Annotated in this window: 21 protein-coding genes; 12 read left to right on the top strand and 9 right to left on the bottom strand. The window is 56.8% G+C overall.

What is annotated here, in order from left to right:
* Positions 1-36: 36 nt before the first annotated feature.
* Both ABIE13_RS23980 and ABIE13_RS23975 read right to left on the bottom strand, forming a co-directional pair.
* Positions 37-399 carry a hypothetical protein gene (locus tag ABIE13_RS23980; protein ID WP_354448202.1) on the bottom strand — a complete coding sequence of 121 codons (363 nt, stop codon included), beginning with the start codon at positions 397-399 and terminating at the stop codon, positions 37-39.
* Positions 400-497: 98 nt separating this feature from the next.
* The gene (locus ABIE13_RS23975; RefSeq protein ID WP_436278475.1) at positions 498-1,403 is read right to left on the bottom strand and encodes a YicC/YloC family endoribonuclease; all 906 of its coding nucleotides are present in this window, start codon (positions 1,401-1,403) and stop codon (positions 498-500) included.
* Between the two features lie 98 nt (positions 1,404-1,501).
* Here ABIE13_RS23975 and ABIE13_RS23970 point away from each other — a divergent pair, with 98 nt between their 5' ends.
* The 6 genes from ABIE13_RS23970 (at position 1,502) to ABIE13_RS23945 (ending at position 6,668) form a co-directional block, all read left to right on the top strand.
* On the top strand, positions 1,502-2,503 hold the full coding sequence (locus ABIE13_RS23970; RefSeq protein WP_354448198.1) for a serine/threonine protein kinase: 1,002 nt from the start codon (positions 1,502-1,504) through the stop codon (positions 2,501-2,503).
* Positions 2,504-2,610: 107 nt separating this feature from the next.
* Positions 2,611-3,522, top strand: a complete 912-nt coding sequence (locus tag ABIE13_RS23965) for a PP2C family protein-serine/threonine phosphatase (protein WP_354448196.1) — start codon at positions 2,611-2,613, stop codon at positions 3,520-3,522.
* Positions 3,523-3,725: 203 nt separating this feature from the next.
* The gene (rph, locus tag ABIE13_RS23960) at positions 3,726-4,469 is read left to right on the top strand and encodes a ribonuclease PH (RefSeq protein WP_354448194.1); all 744 of its coding nucleotides are present in this window, start codon (positions 3,726-3,728) and stop codon (positions 4,467-4,469) included.
* Positions 4,470-4,499: 30 nt separating this feature from the next.
* The gene (rdgB, locus tag ABIE13_RS23955) at positions 4,500-5,099 is read left to right on the top strand and encodes an RdgB/HAM1 family non-canonical purine NTP pyrophosphatase (protein WP_354448192.1); all 600 of its coding nucleotides are present in this window, start codon (positions 4,500-4,502) and stop codon (positions 5,097-5,099) included.
* Positions 5,100-5,116: 17 nt separating this feature from the next.
* Positions 5,117-6,313, top strand: coding sequence for a radical SAM family heme chaperone HemW (gene hemW / locus ABIE13_RS23950; RefSeq protein ID WP_354448266.1), 1,197 nt, complete (start codon positions 5,117-5,119; stop codon positions 6,311-6,313).
* Between the two features lie 139 nt (positions 6,314-6,452).
* The gene (locus tag ABIE13_RS23945) at positions 6,453-6,668 is read left to right on the top strand and encodes a CsbD family protein (protein WP_354448190.1); all 216 of its coding nucleotides are present in this window, start codon (positions 6,453-6,455) and stop codon (positions 6,666-6,668) included.
* 155 nt (positions 6,669-6,823) lie between these two features.
* Here the strand turns inward: ABIE13_RS23945 and ABIE13_RS23940 are convergent, their stop codons facing one another.
* The 6 genes from ABIE13_RS23940 to ABIE13_RS23915 form a co-directional block, all read right to left on the bottom strand.
* Positions 6,824-7,441: a TIGR00730 family Rossman fold protein gene (locus tag ABIE13_RS23940; RefSeq protein ID WP_354448188.1), complete on the bottom strand. Its 618-nt coding sequence runs from the start codon at positions 7,439-7,441 to the stop codon at positions 6,824-6,826.
* Positions 7,438-7,875: a diacylglycerol kinase gene (locus ABIE13_RS23935; RefSeq protein ID WP_436278472.1), complete on the bottom strand. Its 438-nt coding sequence runs from the start codon at positions 7,873-7,875 to the stop codon at positions 7,438-7,440. Before ABIE13_RS23935 ends, ABIE13_RS23940 begins: the two co-directional genes overlap by 4 nt.
* Before the next feature lie 81 nt (positions 7,876-7,956).
* Complete coding sequence (locus ABIE13_RS23930; RefSeq protein ID WP_354448262.1) at positions 7,957-8,496, bottom strand: RDD family protein; 540 nt, start codon at positions 8,494-8,496, stop codon at positions 7,957-7,959.
* 149 nt (positions 8,497-8,645) lie between these two features.
* Entirely contained in the window at positions 8,646-9,293 is a 648-nt protein-coding gene (locus ABIE13_RS23925) for a DUF3106 domain-containing protein (protein ID WP_354448186.1), read from the bottom strand.
* A gap of 16 nt (positions 9,294-9,309) precedes the next feature.
* On the bottom strand, positions 9,310-9,786 hold the full coding sequence (locus tag ABIE13_RS23920; protein WP_354448184.1) for a DUF3619 family protein: 477 nt from the start codon (positions 9,784-9,786) through the stop codon (positions 9,310-9,312).
* The gene (locus ABIE13_RS23915; RefSeq protein WP_354448182.1) at positions 9,783-10,349 is read right to left on the bottom strand and encodes an RNA polymerase sigma factor; all 567 of its coding nucleotides are present in this window, start codon (positions 10,347-10,349) and stop codon (positions 9,783-9,785) included. The genes ABIE13_RS23920 and ABIE13_RS23915 overlap by 4 nt, the downstream gene beginning before the upstream one ends.
* 307 nt (positions 10,350-10,656) lie before the next feature.
* Between ABIE13_RS23915 and ABIE13_RS23910 the strand changes: the two genes are divergently transcribed.
* From ABIE13_RS23910 to ilvC, 3 genes are all read left to right on the top strand, one after another.
* A complete protein-coding gene (locus ABIE13_RS23910; protein ID WP_354448180.1) occupies positions 10,657-12,435 on the top strand; it encodes an acetolactate synthase 3 catalytic subunit in 1,779 nt (592 codons plus the stop codon).
* Between the two features lie 123 nt (positions 12,436-12,558).
* Positions 12,559-13,050 (top strand): acetolactate synthase small subunit, encoded by a 492-nt coding sequence (gene ilvN, locus ABIE13_RS23905; protein WP_354448178.1) that lies wholly within the window; start codon positions 12,559-12,561, stop codon positions 13,048-13,050.
* Between the two features lie 90 nt (positions 13,051-13,140).
* Positions 13,141-14,157, top strand: a complete 1,017-nt coding sequence (ilvC, locus tag ABIE13_RS23900) for a ketol-acid reductoisomerase (RefSeq protein WP_354448176.1) — start codon at positions 13,141-13,143, stop codon at positions 14,155-14,157.
* A 619-nt stretch (positions 14,158-14,776) separates the two neighbouring features.
* Here ilvC and hemP read toward each other — a convergent pair.
* Positions 14,777-14,989, bottom strand: a complete 213-nt coding sequence (gene hemP / locus ABIE13_RS27530; RefSeq protein WP_436278474.1) for a hemin uptake protein HemP — start codon at positions 14,987-14,989, stop codon at positions 14,777-14,779.
* A 450-nt stretch (positions 14,990-15,439) separates the two neighbouring features.
* Between hemP and pssA the strand changes: the two genes are divergently transcribed.
* From pssA to ABIE13_RS23880, 3 genes are all read left to right on the top strand, one after another.
* Entirely contained in the window at positions 15,440-16,327 is an 888-nt protein-coding gene (gene pssA / locus ABIE13_RS23890; protein WP_354448174.1) for a CDP-diacylglycerol--serine O-phosphatidyltransferase, read from the top strand.
* A gap of 225 nt (positions 16,328-16,552) precedes the next feature.
* Entirely contained in the window at positions 16,553-18,217 is a 1,665-nt protein-coding gene (gene leuA, locus ABIE13_RS23885; RefSeq protein ID WP_354448172.1) for a 2-isopropylmalate synthase, read from the top strand.
* A gap of 109 nt (positions 18,218-18,326) precedes the next feature.
* On the top strand, positions 18,327-19,865 hold the full coding sequence (locus tag ABIE13_RS23880) for a 2-isopropylmalate synthase (RefSeq protein WP_354448170.1): 1,539 nt from the start codon (positions 18,327-18,329) through the stop codon (positions 19,863-19,865).
* Positions 19,866-19,933: the final 68 nt, after the last annotated feature.

Below are 19,933 nucleotides of genomic sequence, written 5' to 3'. Positions count from 1 at the left end.
TACCCGCCTTCCGGGCCGAGTTGATAGAGTGAGACCTCAGTGGGTCGATAGCCACTGAGTGAAGGCTGCAAAGAACTGAGTTGACCCGGCTAAAGAGAGTGTGGCCGTTGTGCGTCCGACGGTGGGCGACGCCAGCAAGAGTTTGCCGCTGGCAGAATCAAAGCTGGCGGTAAGTTGCTGGCCATCGTCGTCCATCGCCTGCAAGTCGTAGTCCCAATCTCCTCCATCGTCGATGGCGTACTGACGGCTGGGGAACTCATGACTAGCCCAACGCAAGACCTGCTCGATTTCGCTCGCCATCGCGGTCACGCGGTCCGGGCCCACGCTGGCCATGGCATCCCAGTTGCTGATGCCATGCTCGTCTTCGCTGTAGTCAAAAATCAGATAGTCCAGATCCATGGTCCATTGTGAGACAGAAACGCCCGAGAATGGCGCTTGCTCATCTCTCCCGACGTCTGCGGATCGAGATGTCTACTGGCTCTTGACGCCTCTGAAGGCTATTCGATATTCTGAACCTGCTCGCGCATCTGCTCGATCAGCACTTTCATGTCGACGGAAATTCTGGTCAGCTCCAGCACCGTTGATTTTGACCCCAGGGTATTGGCTTCACGGTGCAGCTCCTGAATCAGGAAGTCCAGTCGCTTGCCTACCTCGCCACCTTTCTTCAAGATGGCCTGGATTTCGTCCAGATGGGAGAGCAGTCGGCCCAATTCTTCGGATACGTCAATTCGGATCGCAAACGCAGTGGCCTCGCTGAGTGCACGTTCCTGGGCTGCTGCGGCCGGTGGTGCGTTGTCCACCCCGGCCAAGGCATCGTTCCAGCGCGAGAGAAAGCGCTGCGTTTGGCCTTCCACGGCCTTCGGGATCAGGGGCTGGGCTTCGCCGGCCAGTCTGCGCAGCTCCGTTAAGCGCACTTCCAGCAATTGGACCAGGCGAGCCCCTTCCCGTGCCCGGGCTTGCACAAAATCATCCAGAACGGTCTGGGCAAGAGGCAGAACGGCTTCCGTGATACTTGCTGAGTTCTGCTCTTCAGAGCCGGCTGCCAGGCGCAAGACGTCCGCAACAGAGAGCGCGGGTGCATCCGGCAACCAGGCGCGAACCTGATCCTGGACAGATGACAGGCGCTGCAAGGCGCGAGGGGAGGGGTCCTGCAGGCCCGCTCCATCGCGGCCTTCGATATAGGCGCGCAACTCCACCTTGCCTCGCTTCAACCGCTTGACCAGAAGTTCGCGCAAGGCAGGTTCCTGCTGCCGAAGCTCATCTGGCAGGCGAAACTGCAGATCCAGGAAGCGGCTGTTGACAGAACGCAACTCAATGGCGAGGCGCAAACGCGACGCCTTGGCGGCTGAAGATGCTTCTTCAGGCTTTGGGGCCGCTTGTTGACCGCTTGCGTAGCTGGTCATACTGTAAACTGACATTTAAACCTTTCCGGGGTACGACGGTCTTGGCGGCCATTTTCTATCACCCGGTACAGACCGTCTGGGGATACTTGCCGCAAATTATGTCAAAGCCGAAGCCAAGCCCTCTGCCGCCGAAGACGGTGATCGGCGGTTATCGCATTGTGCGCAAGCTTTCAGCGGGCGGCTTCGGGGTGGTCTACCTGGCGATCGACAAGGACGGACAGCAGGTCGCCATCAAGGAGTATCTTCCTTCCGCGCTGTCCACTCGGGCACCCGGAGAGTTGGTGCCTCAGGTAGCTTCGGAGAAGTTGTCACTCTATCGCCTGGGCCTCAAGAGTTTCTTTGAAGAGGGGCGCTCCCTGGCTCAGATTTCGCATGCGTCCGTCGTCAGTGTGCTGAATTTCTTCCGGGAAAATGAAACCGTTTACATGGTGATGAACTACCTGGAAGGCGCCACCTTGCAGGATTTCATTGTGACCGCGCGCGACCTGAAAAAGCAGAAGGTCTTTCGCGAATCCACCATTCGCTCGCTTTTTGATGAAATTCTGCGCGGCCTGCGAATTGTCCATCAGCACAAGATGCTGCATCTGGACCTGAAACCCGCCAACATATTCATCACCAATGACAATAAAGCGGTCATGCTGGATTTCGGTGCGGCACGAGAGGTTCTGAACAAGGACGGTAATTTCACCCGCCCCATGTACACCCCAGGATTCGCGGCACCCGAGATGTACCGGCGCGATTCCACCATGGGCCCCTGGACGGACATCTATGCCATTGGCGGATGCATCTATTCCTGCATGCAAGGCTATCCTCCCAACGACGCGCCGCAGCGGCTCGACAAGGACCGACTGGGCTTGTCGCTGACCCGCATGAGAGGGGTGTACTCGGACAATCTGATCGAAATGGTGGAGTGGTGCATGTCGCTGGATCCTCTGTCGCGTCCCCAGTCGGTGTTTGCGTTACAGAAAGAACTGGGCCGGGAGGGCGAGCGTCAATACACCAAGCTTTCGGTAGGTGAAAAAGTGCGCTTGCAGTTTGATAATGTGATGTCTGATGCAAAAAAGAACATCATGCGTGCCACTAGATTCGGTCCAAGATAACGCGCTCAATTCGACGCCCAGAATGGCGTGGCTGAAGCGCTCTCGGCAGAGATCCTTTCAAGACATGTGCACTTAGGCACCGGACAAAAACGAACCCCGTCAATCCGATGAAATTCTCTGTATTCCAGCTCAGTCGCATCGGCGGCCGTGAAAAGAACGAAGACCGCATGGGCTACTGCTTCACCCGTGAAGCCAGCATGTTCATGCTGGCCGATGGAATGGGTGGACATCCTGAAGGGGAGATGGCAGCCCAGATTGCTTTGCAGACCATGTCCTCGCGGTTCCAGCGTGAAGCCAAGCCACGCCTACCTGAAGTCGCGCCTTTCCTGAGCCGCGCCGTCAAGGCTGCTCACCAGCAAATCGTTCGCCACGCGAGCGCACGGGCTATGCTGGACACGCCCCGAACCACCTTGGTGGTGGCTCTGATCCAGGGTGGGCAGCTGTATTGGGTCCACTGCGGAGATTCGCGCCTTTACGTCATGCGCGGCGGCCAGCTGCTTGCGCGCACGCGCGATCACTCCTATGTTGAAGCGCAAAACCGTGTCGGCATGCCGCTCAAAGGAGTTAACCGCAACGTTTTATTTACGTGCCTGGGTTCCGCGGTTCGGCCTGTTTTTGATATTTCCGGCCCCTTGCTCCTGCGCGAGGGCGACAAGATATTGCTTTGCTCGGACGGGCTTTGGAGCTGCGTGGAAGACAAGCGCATTGTCCTTGCGCTTTCGGAAAATCCTGTCGCCAAGGCAGTGCCGGAGTTGGTGGATGAAGCACTGAAAAATGGCGGCGCCCATGCGGACAACGTGACGGCGTTGGCGCTTGAGTGGGAAGGTTCATCTCATCGAGCCGATGCTGCGAAGGATGGATTCACTCAAACGGACACCATGAGCCTCGAAGGCTTTGCTTCCACTATTCAGTCGGACGACCTGGAGCCCACGGGTGGGGGCCTGGATGAACGAGCGATTGATCGTTCCATTGAAGAAATCAACCAGGCCATCCAACGCTCGATAGGCCGCAGACGCTGATCGCAAATCTCAGGGTTGCACCGTTCTAACGGTCTTTCGATCCGCTTGGGCCGCGCCTTGCGGATCTCTTCGATTGGCTGCTTTATAGCCCTCTTGCAACGGCGGAGCTCAGGCTCTGAGAAAATGGGGCATCTGCGCTGATGTGCCCAGCCGCACAGCGTTATTCCGCCTCAGCGATCTTCCCCCTCATTCAATCCTCCTACATGACTGCATCTTCTACATCTGGCGTGACGCAACGAGTTGGCCGCGCGGCCAACGAGCTTCGCCCCGTGCGTATCACCCGCCACTACACCTTGCATGCCGAAGGCTCCGTACTGATTGAGTTCGGCAATACGCGCGTGTTGTGCAATGCCTCCGTTGAGGAAAAAGTGCCTCCGCACAAGCGGGGCAGCGGAGAAGGCTGGGTGACTGCAGAATATGGAATGCTGCCGCGTGCCACGCACACTCGGGGTGATCGGGAAGCCGCGCGCGGCAAACAGAGCGGCCGCACTCAGGAAATCCAGCGCTTGATCGGTCGCAGCTTGCGGGCGGTTTTTGACCTCAGGAAACTCGGAGAGCGCACGCTTCATCTTGACTGCGATGTCATCCAGGCCGATGGTGGCACACGAACAGCCAGTATTACCGGCGCTTTCATTGCCGCGCAGGACGCCGTGAACTGGCTCATGCAGCGCGGCACCTTGACGGAGTCCCCCATCGTTCAACCTGTGGCGGCCATATCCGTAGGTATCGTGGGCGGTGTTCCACTGCTTGATATTGACTACAGCGAAGATTCTGCTTGCGACACCGACATGAACGTTGTCATGACCGGGGCCGGTCACTTCGTGGAAGTTCAGGGAACGGCCGAGGGGGCTGCTTTTTCCCGGGCTGAGATGAATGAACTGCTGGCGCTGGCAGAAAAAGGCATTTCTGAATTGATTGCCGCTCAGCAGCAGGCGCTGTTGCAATAACGCTGTTCGTGCGCAGGTAGGAACAAGGTCATGAAAATCGTATTGGCTTCGAACAATCAGGGAAAACTGGCTGAATTGCAGGCCATGTTTGCACCCTTGCAGATGACGCTGGTGCGCCAATCTGAACTGGGAATTGGCGAGGCCCCAGAGCCTTACCGCACATTTGTTGAAAACGCCTTGACCAAGGCTCGGCACGCCAGCGCCGCCAGCGGTTTGCCGGCTTTGGCTGATGATGCCGGTCTGTGCGTCGACGCCTTCGGTGGCATGCCTGGGGTGGACACAGCCTACTACGCTACCCAGTTTGGCTACGAAAAAAGTGACGCCAACAACGTACGTGCCCTGCTCGAGCAAATGCGCAATGTTGACCAGCGCCGCGCCGCGCTGGTCAGTACCCTGGTCGCGCTGCGCAGTGCAGACGACCCGGAGCCCCTTATTGCCGTAGGCAGGGCTGTGGGAGAAATTGTGCGCGAGCCCAGGGGCGAGAATGGTTTTGGCTTTGATCCTGTGATGTTTATCCCCAAGTTTGGAAAAACATTTGCGGAGCTACCTTCGGAAGTGAAGAACGCACACAGCCATCGCGGCCAAGCCGCCCAGGCCATGGTGGCCCTCATGCGTGAACGCTGGCTGTGAAAGACATCACTCACTACATGCGCTATGGCACGCTGCAGTTGCCCGCGCTGCCGCCGCTTTCACTTTATGTGCATCTGCCCTGGTGCTTGAAAAAGTGCCCCTACTGCGACTTCAATTCACACGAGCCTCGTGCGGGTGTTGATAAAGCGGCGCAGCAGACGCGTTACGTGGATGCGCTGATCCAAGACCTTGAAGCGAGTTTGCCGCTCATATGGGGCCGCCAGATCCACAGCGTCTTCATTGGGGGCGGCACTCCCAGTTTGTTTGAGCCCGAGGCCATTGATCGATTGATTGCAGCCATCAGGGCGCGGGTGCAGCTGGCGCCATTGTGCGAGATCACGCTGGAAGCCAATCCTGGCACCTTCGAGCGCGAGCGCTTCGCTGCTTTTCGTGGGGCGGGCGTGACCCGGCTTTCAATAGGCGTGCAGAGCTTCAATGATGACAACCTGAAAGCTCTGGGGCGTGTGCATGACGGCGCCCAGGCGCTTGCAGCGGTAGAAGAAGCTGCCAGATCCTTTGACACCTTCAATCTCGACCTCATGTACGCGCTGCCCGGCCAGACCCTGAAAGGCCTGGAGCAGGATGTGCACACTGCTTTGGCCCTGTCACCTCCTCACATTTCAATCTATCACCTCACGATAGAGCCGAACACGGTGTTCTTCAAGTTTCCGCCCAAGGTGCCGGATGAAGACAGTGCCTGGACCATGCTTGACCGCATTACAGAACTCACTGCCGGCGCTGGCCTGGAGCGCTATGAAGTGTCTGCCTATGCGCGGCCAGGCCACCGAAGCGTGCACAACCTCAATTATTGGCAGTTCGGTGACTATCTGGGACTGGGTGCAGGCGCTCATGGCAAGCTGAGCTTTGCACATCGAATCATTCGCCAGGTTCGCTACCGGGAGCCGGACCTTTATATGGATAAGGCGCTGGCGGGAGACGCGATTGCGCAGGAACATGAGGTGGTGCGCAAGGACCTGCCTTTTGAATTCATGCTGAATGCCTTCCGATTGAAAGACGGGTTCTCACTACAGGATTTTGCGGACCGGACCGGCATGCCCCCCAGCAGCATTTCGGAATCTTTGACGACAGCCGAGAAAAGCGGTTTGATTGAACGAGAGGGTGTTTGGGTGCGGCCAACCGAGCGCGGATTCGATTTCCTCAGCGATCTGCAGGAACTATTCCTGCCCGAGGACGGAGGCGAAAAAACGTCGTAGGCCTGAACTGACGCCGAGTAGGTGCCTACGCTGACTGACCTCAGCAGCAAATTTTTCTAAAGTAAACCCATCGCAGACGCTTTGTGTCCTGACCCTCAGGACCGGCTCGGTGAACCACTTTAGACACAAGGAGCTGAATATGAATGAAGACCGCGTTAAAGGCAATTGGCTGCAATTCAAAGGCAAAGTCAAAGAGCAGTGGGGCAAGCTGACGGATGACGATCTCGACGTCATCGCAGGTAAGCGCGACCAATTCCTCGGCAAGCTTCAAGAGCGTCAAGGTATTGCTAAAGACGTCGCTGAGAAGGAACTGTCCGACTGGGAATCCCGAAACAAGGATTTCCGCTGGGATTGAAACTCCAGGCGCACGGCCTCACCAAGGTCTGTAGATTTTGATTTATAGATTTTGAGGTCGTCTCGTGAAAAAGCCGCACCCTTCGGGCGCGGCTTTTTCCATTTACGCAGTCATGGGTGAGGATTAAACGGGACACGACCCTCCACGCGAGAAATTTAGATTTGCTCCAGACGCACCGGTGCTGGCAATCCCGCCGACTGTATGAGCTTTTCCAACAGTGGGACCGGTTGATCGCCTACCTCCATCGCGCTCATTTGGCCGTTGTCCATGAATCCTTGTTGAACCCCATGGTTCAGGAACTCCAGCATGCTGGCGTAGTAGCCACCATGATTGAGCAAGCCCAGAGGTTTGTTGTGGTAGCCCAATTGCCGCCATGTCCAGGTCTCGAAAAACTCTTCAAAAGTTCCTATACCGCCCGGCAAGGCAAGAAATGCGTCTGAACGTTCAGCCATGAGGCGTTTGCGCTCATGCATGGTGTCCACAATCAGCAATTCGGTGCAGCCTCTGTGGGCGTGCTCGCGATCCACCAGCGCTTGGGGGATGACGCCGATCACTCGTGCACCAGCTTCCAGCGCTGCGTCCGCAACTACCCCCATCAAGCCGCTGCGACCGCCGCCATAGACCAGCTGGCCTTGGTGTTCACCAATCCAATGTCCAACTTCACGAGCGACTTCAGCGTAAGCCGGGGTGGCTCCGTTGCGCGAGCCGCAGTACACACACAGAGAAAACGCGGGCTCCTGCCCAGGATTGGAAACGGAATCAGTAGTTTTCATGAAACGAAGAATTTGACATATACGGCCGCCAGCCAGATGCCGGTGGCCAATAACAAGCTCAGAAGAACAGCGGCGCTACCCATGTCCTTGGCCCGCTTGGAGAGATCGTGCCATTCTGGCCCGATGCGATCGATGGCGGTTTCTATCCCCGTGTTGAGCAACTCCACAATCATCACGATCAGCACAGAACCAGCCAGCAGCGCAGTTTCAGCCCAGCTTCTGCCCACCCAGAAAGCCAATGGAATAAGAACCATGGAGGCAATGGCTTCCTGCCTGAAGGCCGTTTCGTGCCAGCCTGCGCGCAGACCCTCTATGGAATATCCGGTGGCGTGCCAGATACGGGACAGCCCCGTCCGAGCCTTTTGCGGATTGACTGGCTGGCTGGGGTCCCTGGTGGGGTTGGCAGGTTTCGATGGATTGGGCATGGAGCTCATGCAGACATTTTCACGCAGGCATATGGCAACTTGTTGATGAAAGCGTTGCCGCCCTTATTTCTGCCTTTTCCCGGCTCTTTCTCAGCCTTTTGGCTTTGCCTTAACTTTCGGTGGCAATCGCGGTGCTTCGACCAGGCGAGTCCCTGCCCATACGTCGTGCCAGAACTGCCCGTGCTTTTGAAATCGGCTGAGCAGCGCCCAGACAATGACCCATCCGATCATCAGAACCGAGATTTCACCGCCCGAGAGTCCGAAGGGCGCCATGACCAGTAGTGGAGGTAAAAACCAGATCCAGCTCAAGAAATACCGCAAAAGCGCCCGCCACTGGGGAAGCGGCAGGCCATTTCGGTCCACTACGCGAATATGCCAGGTCTTCATCGCCAAGGTCTGTCCTTTGGACCAGAACCAGGCAAAGTAGATACCAGCGACCACAAAAATGAACGCTTGCAGGCCGTGCCGGTTCTGTAGGGCATGGCGGGTCTGCGTAAGTGCGCTAAACAGATACCCAGCCAAAAACACAACGGCAAACATGAGTGTGCCTTCGTACAGCCAGCAGGCCATGCGACGCCACAGAGCGGGTGCAGTGAGCGCTGTGGGAGGCGCGCTGGGAGAAGAAGGCATCATCAGAATACGTGGGCGGGATCCAAAAGCCGGACCTGCCTTCAGCGGCCCTTGCTAGAAGCTCATGGCCTGCGACATGAAGAAAATTGGACCGGAAAAAACTTCGCGCCATGCGGCCTAAGCCGTCAGCGCGATCCGGTGAGCATACCTTAAGGGCGTGTTGCCGGCGCTGGTTTAGGCTCTGCTGGGGCGGGCGCGCGAGGCAGCAGGGTATTTCTGTTCAGCGGCGAGGGCGTTTGGGCCCCGCCCGCAGGGGGCTCTGCAGGACGTGGTGCCGCACGTAGAATTTTCTCAGGCGGAACTGGCCGCAGCGCCGGTGCGGTACTTTTGGGTGGTTTGGGGCGATCTGCTGCCAGACGCTCCCGTTCCTCAGCGGAGAGAGATTGGTACTCTTCCCACTTGGCTCTTTTCTCGTCCACCGGGAGTTTGCGTGCTTCCCCAAAGTTCAAACGGGCCTGCGTGCGCTGCGCGGGTGTCAATTTGGCCCAGTCGTTCATCCGCTCCTGGAGCATATCGCGCTCTGTTGGAGACATGCGGTTGAAATTGTGAGCCAGGGCTATCCACTTGCGCTGATGCTCGCCGCTGAGTTTAGGCCACAGGCTTGCCAAAGGGCTCAATGCTGTCTTCTGCTCGCTGTTGAGCGTATTCCAGCTGATGGATCCCAGCAACGGCGTTGCAGGAGGGGTCGATGGCGCAGGCTTGGCTGGAGGAGGGGTAAGTTGCGCATAAGCAACAGCACCCGCCGCAGCCAACGCTATGGTCAATACAGAAAGGCCACTTACCAACTTAACGCGCATGTGCAATAAACCAGACTTATTGGCTCGAAGTGCGCTGGGCAGGAGCAGTTTTCAAGAATTGAAGAAACCCAGGATCGGAGTAAGCGGCTGGCGGCAGATCGTCGGTCAGCAAGGCGGTATCGACTTCAGCGACCTCTGACGCACGGTCGTCTTCCTGGACTATGTTGATAGTTACAAGGCCGACGGCCATGGCAATCACCAGCACCGTGGAGGCCAGGCGACCCCAGAGTCCCAGGACATCGTCGCTGAAGCCACCCAGGGCCACGGTGTTTCCGTAACGTGCGGCTGAAGCGGGCGCTGTACGTAGCCGCGTGACCGCAACAGCTTGTTTGCGCCGTGCAATGGCTTGTTCTCTTGTGGCACGCAGGCGCTCGCTAATGTCATGCGGCAGCTCGGCGCTGCCGGCTGACAGGCGTGCAGCCACTCTCAGTCCGAAGCGGTTTTGAAGTATCTCAGCGTGCGCACGGTTGTGCGGTGTTTGAAGGCTGTTCATGGCATGATTCCCTTGGCCCGGAGTGCCTTTGCCAGCGCCTGAACTGCGCGGGAGCAGTGCGTCTTGACACTGCCTTCCGAACAACCCATGGCAGCTGCTGTTTCGGCAACATCCATCTCTTCCCAATAACGCATCAGAAAAGCCTCGCGTTGACGCCCGGGCAATTCTTGGACTTGTAACTCTATGGCGTGGAGAATTTGTGCACGCCGCGTCAAGTCTTCAGCGCTTTCAGTTTGCTGTGAATCTGCCACCCCCGCAAAGGTTTCCAGCAGATCAAAATCATGGTCACTTTCCGCAGTCTCGAAGTCGCTCATGTTCGAGAAGAGGGCTTTGCGGGTCTTTTGCCTTCGGAACCAGTCGAGGGTGGTGTTGGAGAGGATGCGCTGATAGAGCATCGGCAACTCTGCCGCGGGCTTGTCACCATAGTGCTCGGCGAGTTTCATCATGCTGTCCTGGACGATATCAAGGGCAGCTTCGTCGTCGCGGACGTGATATAGCGCGCGCTTGAACGATCGCTTTTCGACGCTCTTCAGAAAGTCGGAGAGTTCTTGTTCGGTGGCCAATGGACGGTTCGCGACGGGAGTTGATGCGGTCGATGGGAGGGCGTGTGGACGAGACGTCGCGAGAAAAACGTCACTTTTTGCGGGCGATTATGGCATCCGTGAGGGATTTTTTTCATAAGCGCTCTGACAACTCTCATGTTGCAGTGCGATAATCTCGGCTGCAGTCAAAAAAGGCAAACGGGTCTCGGCACGGCGGATGGTTCTTTCGCCCATGGCTGGTGGCCTCAAGTCCTGACGCGGCCTCATAAGGGCTGGCAAGGGGCACCCAAGGTATTTCGTCAGAGAAATTCTCGAAAGGTTTATCAAAATGGAAATCTCCAAAGCCGAACTCAAATCGGCCGCTGCCGCCTCTGCGGGCAGCCAATCCTCCGAACTTCGTGGCGCTGAAATTCTCGTCAAAGCTTTGCAGCTTGAAGGCGTGAAACACATTTGGGGTTACCCAGGTGGCGCAGCGTTGCACATTTACGACGCACTCTACAAGCAAGACGTCATCCAGCACGTTCTGGTTCGCCATGAACAGGGCGCGGTTCACGCCGCCGACGGTTTTGCCCGCGCGACCGGCGAAGTCGGCGTCGCCCTGGTCACATCCGGGCCTGGCGTGACCAATGCGGTCACTGGAATTGCCACGGCCTACATGGATTCCATTCCCATGGTCATCATCACTGGTCAGGTGCCTGCCACCGCCATTGGTCAAGATGCCTTCCAGGAATGTGACACCGTGGGCATCACGCGGCCTATCGTGAAGCACAACTTCCTGGTCAAGGATGTGCGGCAAATGGCAGACGTGGTGAAGAAAGCCTTTCACATCGCTCGCACTGGCCGTCCTGGTCCTGTGGTGGTGGATGTGCCCAAGGACATCGCTTTCGCCAAGGCTACCTGGACAGGTTATCCAGAAAAAGTCGAGATGCGCTCATACAACCCTGTGAAGAAAGGCCATGGCGGCCAGATTCGCAAGGCGATGCAGCTCTTGATGGCGGCCAAGCGCCCCTACATCTACACGGGTGGCGGCGTCCTGCTCTCCAACGCCTCCGGTGAGCTGCGTCAATTGGTCGACATGTTGAACACTCCGGTGACCAACACCCTCATGGGTCTTGGGGCATTTCCGGCCACAGACCGTCGCTTCCTGGGCATGCTCGGCATGCACGGCACGTGGGAAGCCAATAACGCCATGCAGAACTGCGATGTCCTGCTGGCCGTGGGTGCGCGTTTTGATGATCGCGTCATCGGCAATCCCAAACACTTTGCGCAAAACGAGCGCAAGATCATTCACATCGACATCGATCCGTCGAGCATCTCCAAGCGCGTCAAGGTAGATGTGCCTATCGTGGGCGATGTCAAAGACGTGCTGATCGAGCTCATGGGCATGATCAAGGAAAGCGGAGCGAAACTCGATCAGCCTGCGCTGGAATCCTGGTGGCAGCAGATTGAAGGCTGGCGTGCTCGCGATTGCATGAAATATGACAGCGACAACCAGGACGTCATCAAACCGCAGAAAGTCATACAGACCCTGTGGGAAATGACCAAGGACGCTGACGCCTACATCACCTCTGATGTCGGGCAGCACCAGATGTGGGCAGCCCAGTACTACAAATTCAATGAGCCACGCCGTTGGATCAATTCCGGTGGTCTGGGAACCATGGGCGTCGGTATTCCCTATGCCATGGGCATCAAACTGGCCAAGCCCGAAAGCGAAGTGTTTTGCGTGACCGGTGAAGGTTCTGTGCAGATGTGTATCCAGGAACTCTCTACCTGCCTGCAGTACAACACCCCCATCAAGGTGCTTTCGCTGAACAACCGTTACCTGGGCATGGTTCGTCAATGGCAGGAGATTGAATACTCTGGCCGCTACAGCCACAGCTACATGGATGCGCTTCCCAACTTTGTGAAACTGGCAGAGGCTTACGGCCACGTCGGCATCCTGGTGGAAGATCCGAAAGACGTTGAGCCAGCACTGCGCGAAGCACGCAAGCTGAAAGACCGCACGGTATTCATTGATTTCCGCACGGATCCCACCGAGAACGTGTTCCCGATGGTCCAGGCCGGTAAAGGCATCACTGAGATGCTGCTGGGGTCTGAAGATCTGTGAAGACAAGGCCCGGTGCCCGTGACGGGCGCCGCGCAATCCATAATTTCTTAGACGAATCTATTGTCTGCCGAGCCTGCGCATTACCGTGCGCAGGGGAGGGCAGCGAAAAGAGGAATCGACATAATGAAACACATCATTTCCGTACTGATTGAAAACGAGGCGGGCGCGCTGTCTCGTGTGGTGGGCCTGTTTTCTGCCCGTGGCTACAACATCGAATCCCTGATCGTTGCGCCCACTGAAGACGAGAGCCTGTCTCGCATGACCATCCAGACCCGCGGTTCGGACGAAGTCATTGAGCAGATCACCAAGCACTTGAACCGCTTGATCGAAGTGGTCAAGGTGGTCGATCTCACTGAAGGTGCCTATATCGAACGCGAGCACATGATGGTCAAGGTGCGAGCGGTGGGCAAGGAGCGCGAAGAAATCAAGCGCATGTCCGATATCTTCCGCGGGCACATCATTGATGTCACGGACAAGAGCTACACCATCGAGTTGACAGGCGATCAGGCCAAGAACGACGCTTTCCTGAGCGCTATCGACAAATCCGCCATTCTGGAAACTGTGCGCACCGGTGCCAGCGGTATCGGGCGGGGCGAGCGGTTGCTGCGAGTGTGATCGTTTTTTCGCGCTGCGATTGGTCGTGCAGTTCGCGGCCCGGCGCGATCCTTGTTGATTAATTTATTGACTGTTTCCTAGGAGAAAACCATGAAAGTGTTCTACGACAAAGACTGCGACCTGAGCCTGATCAAAGGCAAGACCGTCGCCATCATCGGCTACGGTTCGCAGGGCCACGCGCATGCGCAGAACCTGAATGACAGCGGCGTCAAAGTCGTGGTGGGCCTGCGCAAGAATGGCGCTAGCTGGCCCAAGGTCGAAAAAGCCGGCCTGAAAGTGGCTGAAGTTGGCGAAGCAGTGAAGTCCGCTGACGTCGTCATGATCCTCTTGCCTGATGAGCAGATCGCCAAGGTCTACCGCGAAGACGTCGAGCCCAACATCAAGCAAGGTGCTTCGCTTGCGTTCGCACACGGCTTCAACGTGCACTACGGTCAAGTCGCTCCACGCGCTGACCTTGACGTCTGGATGGTGGCTCCCAAGGCCCCTGGCCACACCGTTCGCAACACCTACACCCAAGGCGGCGGCGTGCCCCACCTGGTGGCTGTGCACCAAGACAAAACTGGCAAGGCCCGTGACCTGGCTCTGAGCTACGCCATGGCCAACGGTGGCGGCAAGGCCGGCATCATTGAAACCAACTTCCGTGAAGAAACCGAGACCGACCTGTTCGGCGAGCAGGCCGTGTTGTGCGGCGGTGCCGTAGAACTGATCAAAGCCGGTTTCGAGACATTGGTTGACGCCGGTTACGCGCCTGAAATGGCCTACTTCGAATGCTTGCACGAACTCAAGCTGATTGTCGATCTGATCTATGAAGGCGGCATCGCCAACATGAACTACTCGATCAGCAACAATGCTGAGTACGGCGAGTACGTGACCGGCCCTCGGATCGTGACCGACGATACCAAAGCTGCGATGAAGCAAGTGCTGCGCGACATTCAGACAGGTGAGTATGCGAAGAGCTTCATTGCTGAGAACCTCGCAGGTGCACCTACGCTGCAAAGCCGTCGTCGTTTGAACGCCGAGAGCCAGATCGAAGTGGTGGGTGACAAGCTGCGCGCCATGATGCCATGGATCAAGGCCAACAAACTGGTTGACAAGGCCAGGAACTGATCATCGAGCAAGCGCCGTGAATTTCACGGCACTTGCCTCGTAGCCAAAAAAGAAGCCACGCAATGCGTGGCTTCTTTTTTGGCCTTCTAAAGCAAGCATCGGAGTGCTTACTACTGGAGTGGGATGTCCTCCTGGGAGCGCCAAGCTCCAATTTGGCATCTTCGGGGTCTCTGCAAGCGCTGCAGTGCCAAGCTGGAGCTTGGCGCTCCCAGGGAATACCGCTGTATTCCAGGCTGTGATGTGGCAATTTTCGAACTGCTAGACCCAGTCAGCATCTGGTTGCTGTCTGTAGCCAGCGCCCGGGTCGGCAGGCTGCAGAGGCTTGCTAGGCGTTTGATGTGGGAAAGAAAAGGCATGGCTGGTCGGTAAACCGATGGCTAGCATAAAGACCCCGGGAGATCGCAGAGATCTCGGAGTCGTCCCACGATGAAACTAGGGCGTGTTCACACTAAATTTACCCCCGCGTGAGGTACTGGCGAGCCGCAATCAAGGCGCAAACCGCAGCCGGGTTGGACACCCAGCGAGGTTTGCAACGCTGAGTGCGGTTTGCCAGTGCCTCACCCCTTCGGGCCGGTTTTTCCGGCGCGGGGGGTGAATTTAGTGTGAACACGCCCTCAACCTATTTGGTCAAAATGAGTTTGCCAAGCTTGGTGGCTTGCAGCTTGTATACGAAGCCGTTGTGCGAAATCTGTACTGTTTTCTGACCGCAGAGCAAAGTAGCGCTGTCCAGGCGAGGCGCCGACAAATCAGCATCATCGAAACGTTGTGTTGTGGAAGCGGGCCGAGCTTCATGCTCCGCTTCCAGACTCAAGGGTACCGCTCTGGGCGGCATCGCAACCGGGCGGGATACACGCAACGTGCGCCGACCGTTCGAAGGGGCTAGCGAGGTGTTCATGGACATGGCGGCAAAGTTTTTGGAAGGAGGAAAGAAGTAATCTGCATGCAGTGTAGCATTTAAATGAGATTGATTCGCATTTGCGAGATTATTTTTTTGACTTCCATAGTGCCCGGGAGCGCAATGGTGGGCATCCATCACTTTCTGTAAGTCGCTTTGCGCATAAAAATTCATATAAAACAATGGCTTATAGTTCAATTTATGCCAGTTGAAACAGATGTGGCCTGATGTTTTTCAGCCAAGAAACTTGCCTTTCCTACTCCATCAAGGCATGTGCAGACCCCCTGTTCAGGAATGGGGCGTAGCGTGTTCTCAGGGATTTTTCCGACACGAAGCCAAGCCGAATTACACTGCCCCTCATGCCGATAAGGCGCTAACCTTTACTCAATGACAGAACCAGACGCATTCCATGAGCCGAAATTCCCTCAGGCGGAAGAAGCTCCTCCAGTGCGTAAACCCCGCAAGGGCATTTACGTGCTGCCTAATCTTTTCACGCTGGCGGGACTCTTCGGTGGGTTCTATGCAGTTGTGATGGCGATGAACGGGCGCTTCGACCTGGCGACGACCGGTATTTTTGCAGCCATGGTGCTCGATAGCCTGGATGGTCGTGTGGCTCGCATGACGGGTACGCAAAGTGCGTTCGGCGAGCAGATGGATTCGCTCGCAGATATGGTGAGCTTTGGCGCTGCGCCTGCGCTCATCGCTTACGAGTGGGCCCTCCGACCATTGGGCCGCTGGGGTTGGATTGCGGCATTCGTTTACTGCGCCTGCGCTGCGCTTCGTCTGGCGCGCTTTAACGTCAATACATCCGTCGTCGACAAGCGATTTTTCCAGGGCCTGCCATCTCCGGCGGCCGCGGCATTGGTGGCCGGTTTCATCTGGTTGACCAGCACCATGTTGTCGGCCCAGCACGAAGTACCGATTTTCAGGGATCTGATGTCGCTCTTCGGGGGTATGAGAATTGAGCGTTCGGACTTCGCATGGATCATGTTCTGCGTTACCTTGTTTACCGGACTGACCATGGTGACCAATATCCCGTACTACAGCTTCAAGGATTTTGGCGGACGGCGCAGTGTCCCCTTTGCGGTACTCGTGCTGATTGCCCTGGTTATCGCCATCATCAGCATTGAGCCTGCTACCTTGCTCTTCGTGCTGTTCGTGGGGTATGCGCTTTCCGGCTACGTGATCTACGCTTGGCGCCGCGCCAATGGCTACAGGACAAGTATCGTCAGCACCTCCACGGATGAACCCGAGGAGAGGGGCTTGCATCAATAATTTCGTATCCGCGAAGTCTTTCCGTGTAGCCACTTGCAAAAGCTTGTGCTATATTCATATTCAATGAACGCTAAATCCCTAGCCCTACTACTAACACCCAACGGGTGGAGGCGGTAGCGCGCAAGTTCGGCGTTTTCCCAAACTCTCGGCCCGTTCGCACCAGCAACGGGCCGTTTGTTTTTTGTGGAGTTGCTGGATGCCTTGTTAATTGATGAGGACTTTTCCATGTTGTCGCAACCCGCTTCCAAATACCGTCCGTTTGCACCTATTCGTCTTGCTGATCGCGCATGGCCAGACGCCGTGCTGACACGCGCTCCTACGTGGCTCTCGACCGATCTGCGTGACGGAAATCAGGCTCTGGTCGAGCCCATGGACGCTAGCCGCAAGATGCGCATGTACGAAATGTTGCTGCGCATTGGGTTCAAGGAAATTGAGGTGGGGTTTCCCGCTGCCTCGCAGATCGAATATGACTTTCTGCGCAAACTCATCGACGAGAAGCTTATTCCAGATGACGTCACCATTCAGGTGATGACGCCGGCGCGCGAAGAGCTGATAGCGCGCACTATTGAATCGCTCCGTGGAGCTCCTCGTGCCATCGTTCACGTTTACAACGCAGTAGCCCCTGCGTGGCGCGAAGTGGTGTTCGGCATGACCGTCGCGGAAGTGATGGAACTCGTCAAGGGCAGCATCGAGCAGGTGCGCCGTCTCACTGACGCAGAGCCTCAGACCGAGTGGACTCTGCAGTATTCCCCGGAGACGTTCAGCTTGGCTGAGCTCGAAGTATCGGCCCTGGCATGTGAAACGGCTATTGCCGCATGGGGTGAGGGTCGTCCCATCATTCTGAACTTGCCCACCACGGTGGAAAATGCCACGCCAAACGTTTTTGCCGATCAGATCGAGTGGATGTGCCGGCGCTTTAAAAATCAGCCGGGTGTGGTCATTTCTGTCCATCCGCACAATGACCGTGGAACGGGTACCGCTGCGGCAGAACTGGCCTTGATGGCGGGGGCTGACCGTGTGGAAGGTTGCCTCTTCGGGAATGGCGAGCGAACCGGCAACCTTGATGTGGTCAACGTCGCACTGAACCTCTATACGCAAGGCGTGGCGCCTGGCCTGGATTTCTCGGACATTGACGCTGTGCGTGCAGAGGTCGAGTACTGCAACCAATTGCCTGTCTCTCCCCGCCATCCTTACGCGGGCGATCTGGTCTATACGTCCTTTTCAGGCTCCCACCAGGATGCCATCAAAAAGGCGTTCGCGGCTCGTCGTGAATCGGACGTGTGGAATATTCCGTATCTTCCGATTGACCCCAAAGATCTGGGGCGCAGTTACGAGGCTGTGATCCGGGTCAACAGCCAGTCTGGCAAAGGTGGTATTTCCTACTTGCTCGAGCATGAGTACGGCCTGCAGTTGCCCCGTCGCTTGCAGATCGAGTTCAGTCAGATCGTCCAGCGAGAAATGGATGTCGGCGGCAAGGAGCTGACGGCACAGGACATTCATGCGCTTTTCGAACGGGCCTATCACCCGGCGCAAGATTCCCTTCAGAATCTGGAGACCCAAGCCACAGGCGACGAGGTGCAGGTCCGTGCGATCTGGAAGGGGCAAGCGGTTTCCGGCACAGGAAATGGTCCGGTCGATGCCTTGACGCAGGCATTTTGCAAAGCTACCGGTTGCCAGGTGCGGGTCCTGGATTACCACGAACACGCCATCGGCAGCGGTGCCGACGCACGTGCCATGGCGTATGTGGAGTTGCGCGTGAACGAAGAGCGAACACTTTTTGGCGTGGGCATGCACCATGACATCACATTTGCAGCCCTTTATGCCCTGGCCAATGGCGTTGGCCGTGCAGCGCTGGCGCCCACGTCACAATACGAGGTTGCGACCGCCTGAGACCGTGTGAGCGAGTCCCTTTTGCCCAGCCTTATTCTTCGGGCATGCCGGACTCATTCAGACATTCTCTGGCTGCAGACCGAATCCGCTTGATATACGAAAGACCCACATGACTGACAAGCTCATCATTTTCGACACCACACTGCGTGACGGCGAACAATCTCCTGGCGCGAGCATGACCAAGGACGAAAAGCTCCGCATCGCACGCCAGCTGGAACGCCTCAAGGTAGATGTGATCGAAGCGGGCTTCGCGGCCAGCAGCAATGGCGATTTTGAGTGCGTGCAGGCCATCGCAGCGGCTATCAAGGATTCGACGGTCTGCTCGCTTTCACGGGCCAATGACCGGGACATTGCGCGTGCAGCCGAGGCCTTGAAACCTGCGGCACGCGGTCGAATCCATACCTTTATTGCGACGAGCCCGCTGCACATGGAGAAAAAGCTGCGCATGACCCCTGAAGAGGTCCTGGAGCAGTCCAAGTTGGCGGTTCGCTTCGCTCGCAATCAGATTGACGATGTGGAGTTCAGTGCTGAGGATGGCTATCGCAGCGAGATGGACTTTCTTTGCCGCGTGATTGAAGCGGTCATCAAGGAGGGCGCCACCACGGTCAACATACCTGATACCGTGGGCTATGCCATTCCGGAGTTGTATGGCGATTTCATCCGGACGCTGCGCGAGCGGGTGCCCAATAGTGACAAGGCAATCTGGAGCGTGCACTGCCATAACGACCTCGGCATGGCGGTGGCGAACTCCCTGGCGGGAGTGAAGATCGGTGGAGCCCGCCAGATTGAGTGCACGATCAACGGCCTGGGTGAGCGGGCAGGCAACTGTTCGCTCGAAGAAGTGGTGATGGCCGTGAAGACCCGCAGGGACTATTTTGGACTCGACGTCGACATCGACGCGTCGCACATCGTGGCTGCCAGCCGCATGGTGAGCCAGACAACAGGGTTTGTGGTTCAGCCCAACAAGGCCGTGGTGGGAGCCAACGCCTTTGCACACGCCAGCGGCATCCATCAGGATGGTGTCCTGAAAGCGCGTGATACATACGAAATCATGCGTGCCGAAGATGTGGGTTGGAGCGCGAACAAGATCGTGCTGGGCAAACTGAGCGGGCGCAATGCGTTCAAGCAGCGTTTGCAGGAACTCGGCGTGATGCTGGAGTCTGAAGGAGAGATCATGGCGGCTTTTGCCAAGTTCAAGGACTTGGCTGACCGCAAGAGCGAAATCTTCGACGAAGACATTCTGGCGCTGGTCAGTGATGAAAGCGTTACGGCTGAAAAGGAGCAATATGGTTTTATTTCCTTGTCTCAGCACAGTGAAACTGGTGAACGACCACAGGCAGAAGTAGTATTTTCTGTGGGCGGCAAGGAAGTGAAAGGCACTTCAGACGGTAATGGTCCGGTAGATGCCTCACTGAAAGCCATTGAGAGCCATGTGCAGAGCGGAGCCGAAATGGTGCTTTATTCCGTTAATGCCATCAGCGGTTCAACCGAAAGCCAGGGAGAGGTCACAGTGCGTTTGCAGAACTCCGGACGAGTCGTGAACGGCGTGGGGGCAGATCCGGACATCATCGTAGCTTCAGCCAAGGCTTATCTGAGTGCTCTCAACAAGTTACACAGCAAAGCTGAACGAGTGGCCGCTCAAGGCTAGGTTTTTATACAGTATTATTAAATTGGGTTAACAAAATAAAATAACTCTCTGATATTGCATGATTTTTC

Origin of the sequence: Ottowia thiooxydans (genome assembly GCF_040548795.1) — a bacterium.
In the GTDB taxonomy this organism is placed as follows: Bacteria; Pseudomonadota; Gammaproteobacteria; order Burkholderiales; family Burkholderiaceae_C; genus Ottowia; species Ottowia thiooxydans_A.
This window is presented reverse-complemented; position numbering and strand designations above follow the sequence as displayed.

Bases quoted from the DNA above. Each gene is read 5' to 3' on its own strand.
- ABIE13_RS23980 (WP_354448202.1), bottom strand. From the start codon at position 399: ATGGATCTGGACTATCTGATTTTTGACTACAGCGAAGACGAGCATGGC.
- ABIE13_RS23975 (WP_436278475.1), bottom strand. From the start codon at position 1,403: ATGACCAGCTACGCAAGCGGTCAACAAGCGGCCCCAAAGCCTGAAGAA.
- ABIE13_RS23970 (WP_354448198.1), top strand. From the start codon at position 1,502: ATGTCAAAGCCGAAGCCAAGCCCTCTGCCGCCGAAGACGGTGATCGGC.
- ABIE13_RS23965 (WP_354448196.1), top strand. From the start codon at position 2,611: ATGAAATTCTCTGTATTCCAGCTCAGTCGCATCGGCGGCCGTGAAAAG.
- rph (WP_354448194.1), top strand. From the start codon at position 3,726: ATGACTGCATCTTCTACATCTGGCGTGACGCAACGAGTTGGCCGCGCG.
- rdgB (WP_354448192.1), top strand. From the start codon at position 4,500: ATGAAAATCGTATTGGCTTCGAACAATCAGGGAAAACTGGCTGAATTG.
- hemW (WP_354448266.1), top strand. From the start codon at position 5,117: ATGCGCTATGGCACGCTGCAGTTGCCCGCGCTGCCGCCGCTTTCACTT.
- ABIE13_RS23945 (WP_354448190.1), top strand. From the start codon at position 6,453: ATGAATGAAGACCGCGTTAAAGGCAATTGGCTGCAATTCAAAGGCAAA.
- ABIE13_RS23940 (WP_354448188.1), bottom strand. From the start codon at position 7,441: ATGAAAACTACTGATTCCGTTTCCAATCCTGGGCAGGAGCCCGCGTTT.
- ABIE13_RS23935 (WP_436278472.1), bottom strand. From the start codon at position 7,875: ATGAGCTCCATGCCCAATCCATCGAAACCTGCCAACCCCACCAGGGAC.
- ABIE13_RS23930 (WP_354448262.1), bottom strand. From the start codon at position 8,496: ATGCCTTCTTCTCCCAGCGCGCCTCCCACAGCGCTCACTGCACCCGCT.
- ABIE13_RS23925 (WP_354448186.1), bottom strand. From the start codon at position 9,293: ATGCGCGTTAAGTTGGTAAGTGGCCTTTCTGTATTGACCATAGCGTTG.
- ABIE13_RS23920 (WP_354448184.1), bottom strand. From the start codon at position 9,786: ATGAACAGCCTTCAAACACCGCACAACCGTGCGCACGCTGAGATACTT.
- ABIE13_RS23910 (WP_354448180.1), top strand. From the start codon at position 10,657: ATGGAAATCTCCAAAGCCGAACTCAAATCGGCCGCTGCCGCCTCTGCG.
- ilvN (WP_354448178.1), top strand. From the start codon at position 12,559: ATGAAACACATCATTTCCGTACTGATTGAAAACGAGGCGGGCGCGCTG.
- ilvC (WP_354448176.1), top strand. From the start codon at position 13,141: ATGAAAGTGTTCTACGACAAAGACTGCGACCTGAGCCTGATCAAAGGC.
- hemP (WP_436278474.1), bottom strand. From the start codon at position 14,989: ATGCCGCCCAGAGCGGTACCCTTGAGTCTGGAAGCGGAGCATGAAGCT.
- pssA (WP_354448174.1), top strand. From the start codon at position 15,440: ATGACAGAACCAGACGCATTCCATGAGCCGAAATTCCCTCAGGCGGAA.
- leuA (WP_354448172.1), top strand. From the start codon at position 16,553: ATGTTGTCGCAACCCGCTTCCAAATACCGTCCGTTTGCACCTATTCGT.
- ABIE13_RS23880 (WP_354448170.1), top strand. From the start codon at position 18,327: ATGACTGACAAGCTCATCATTTTCGACACCACACTGCGTGACGGCGAA.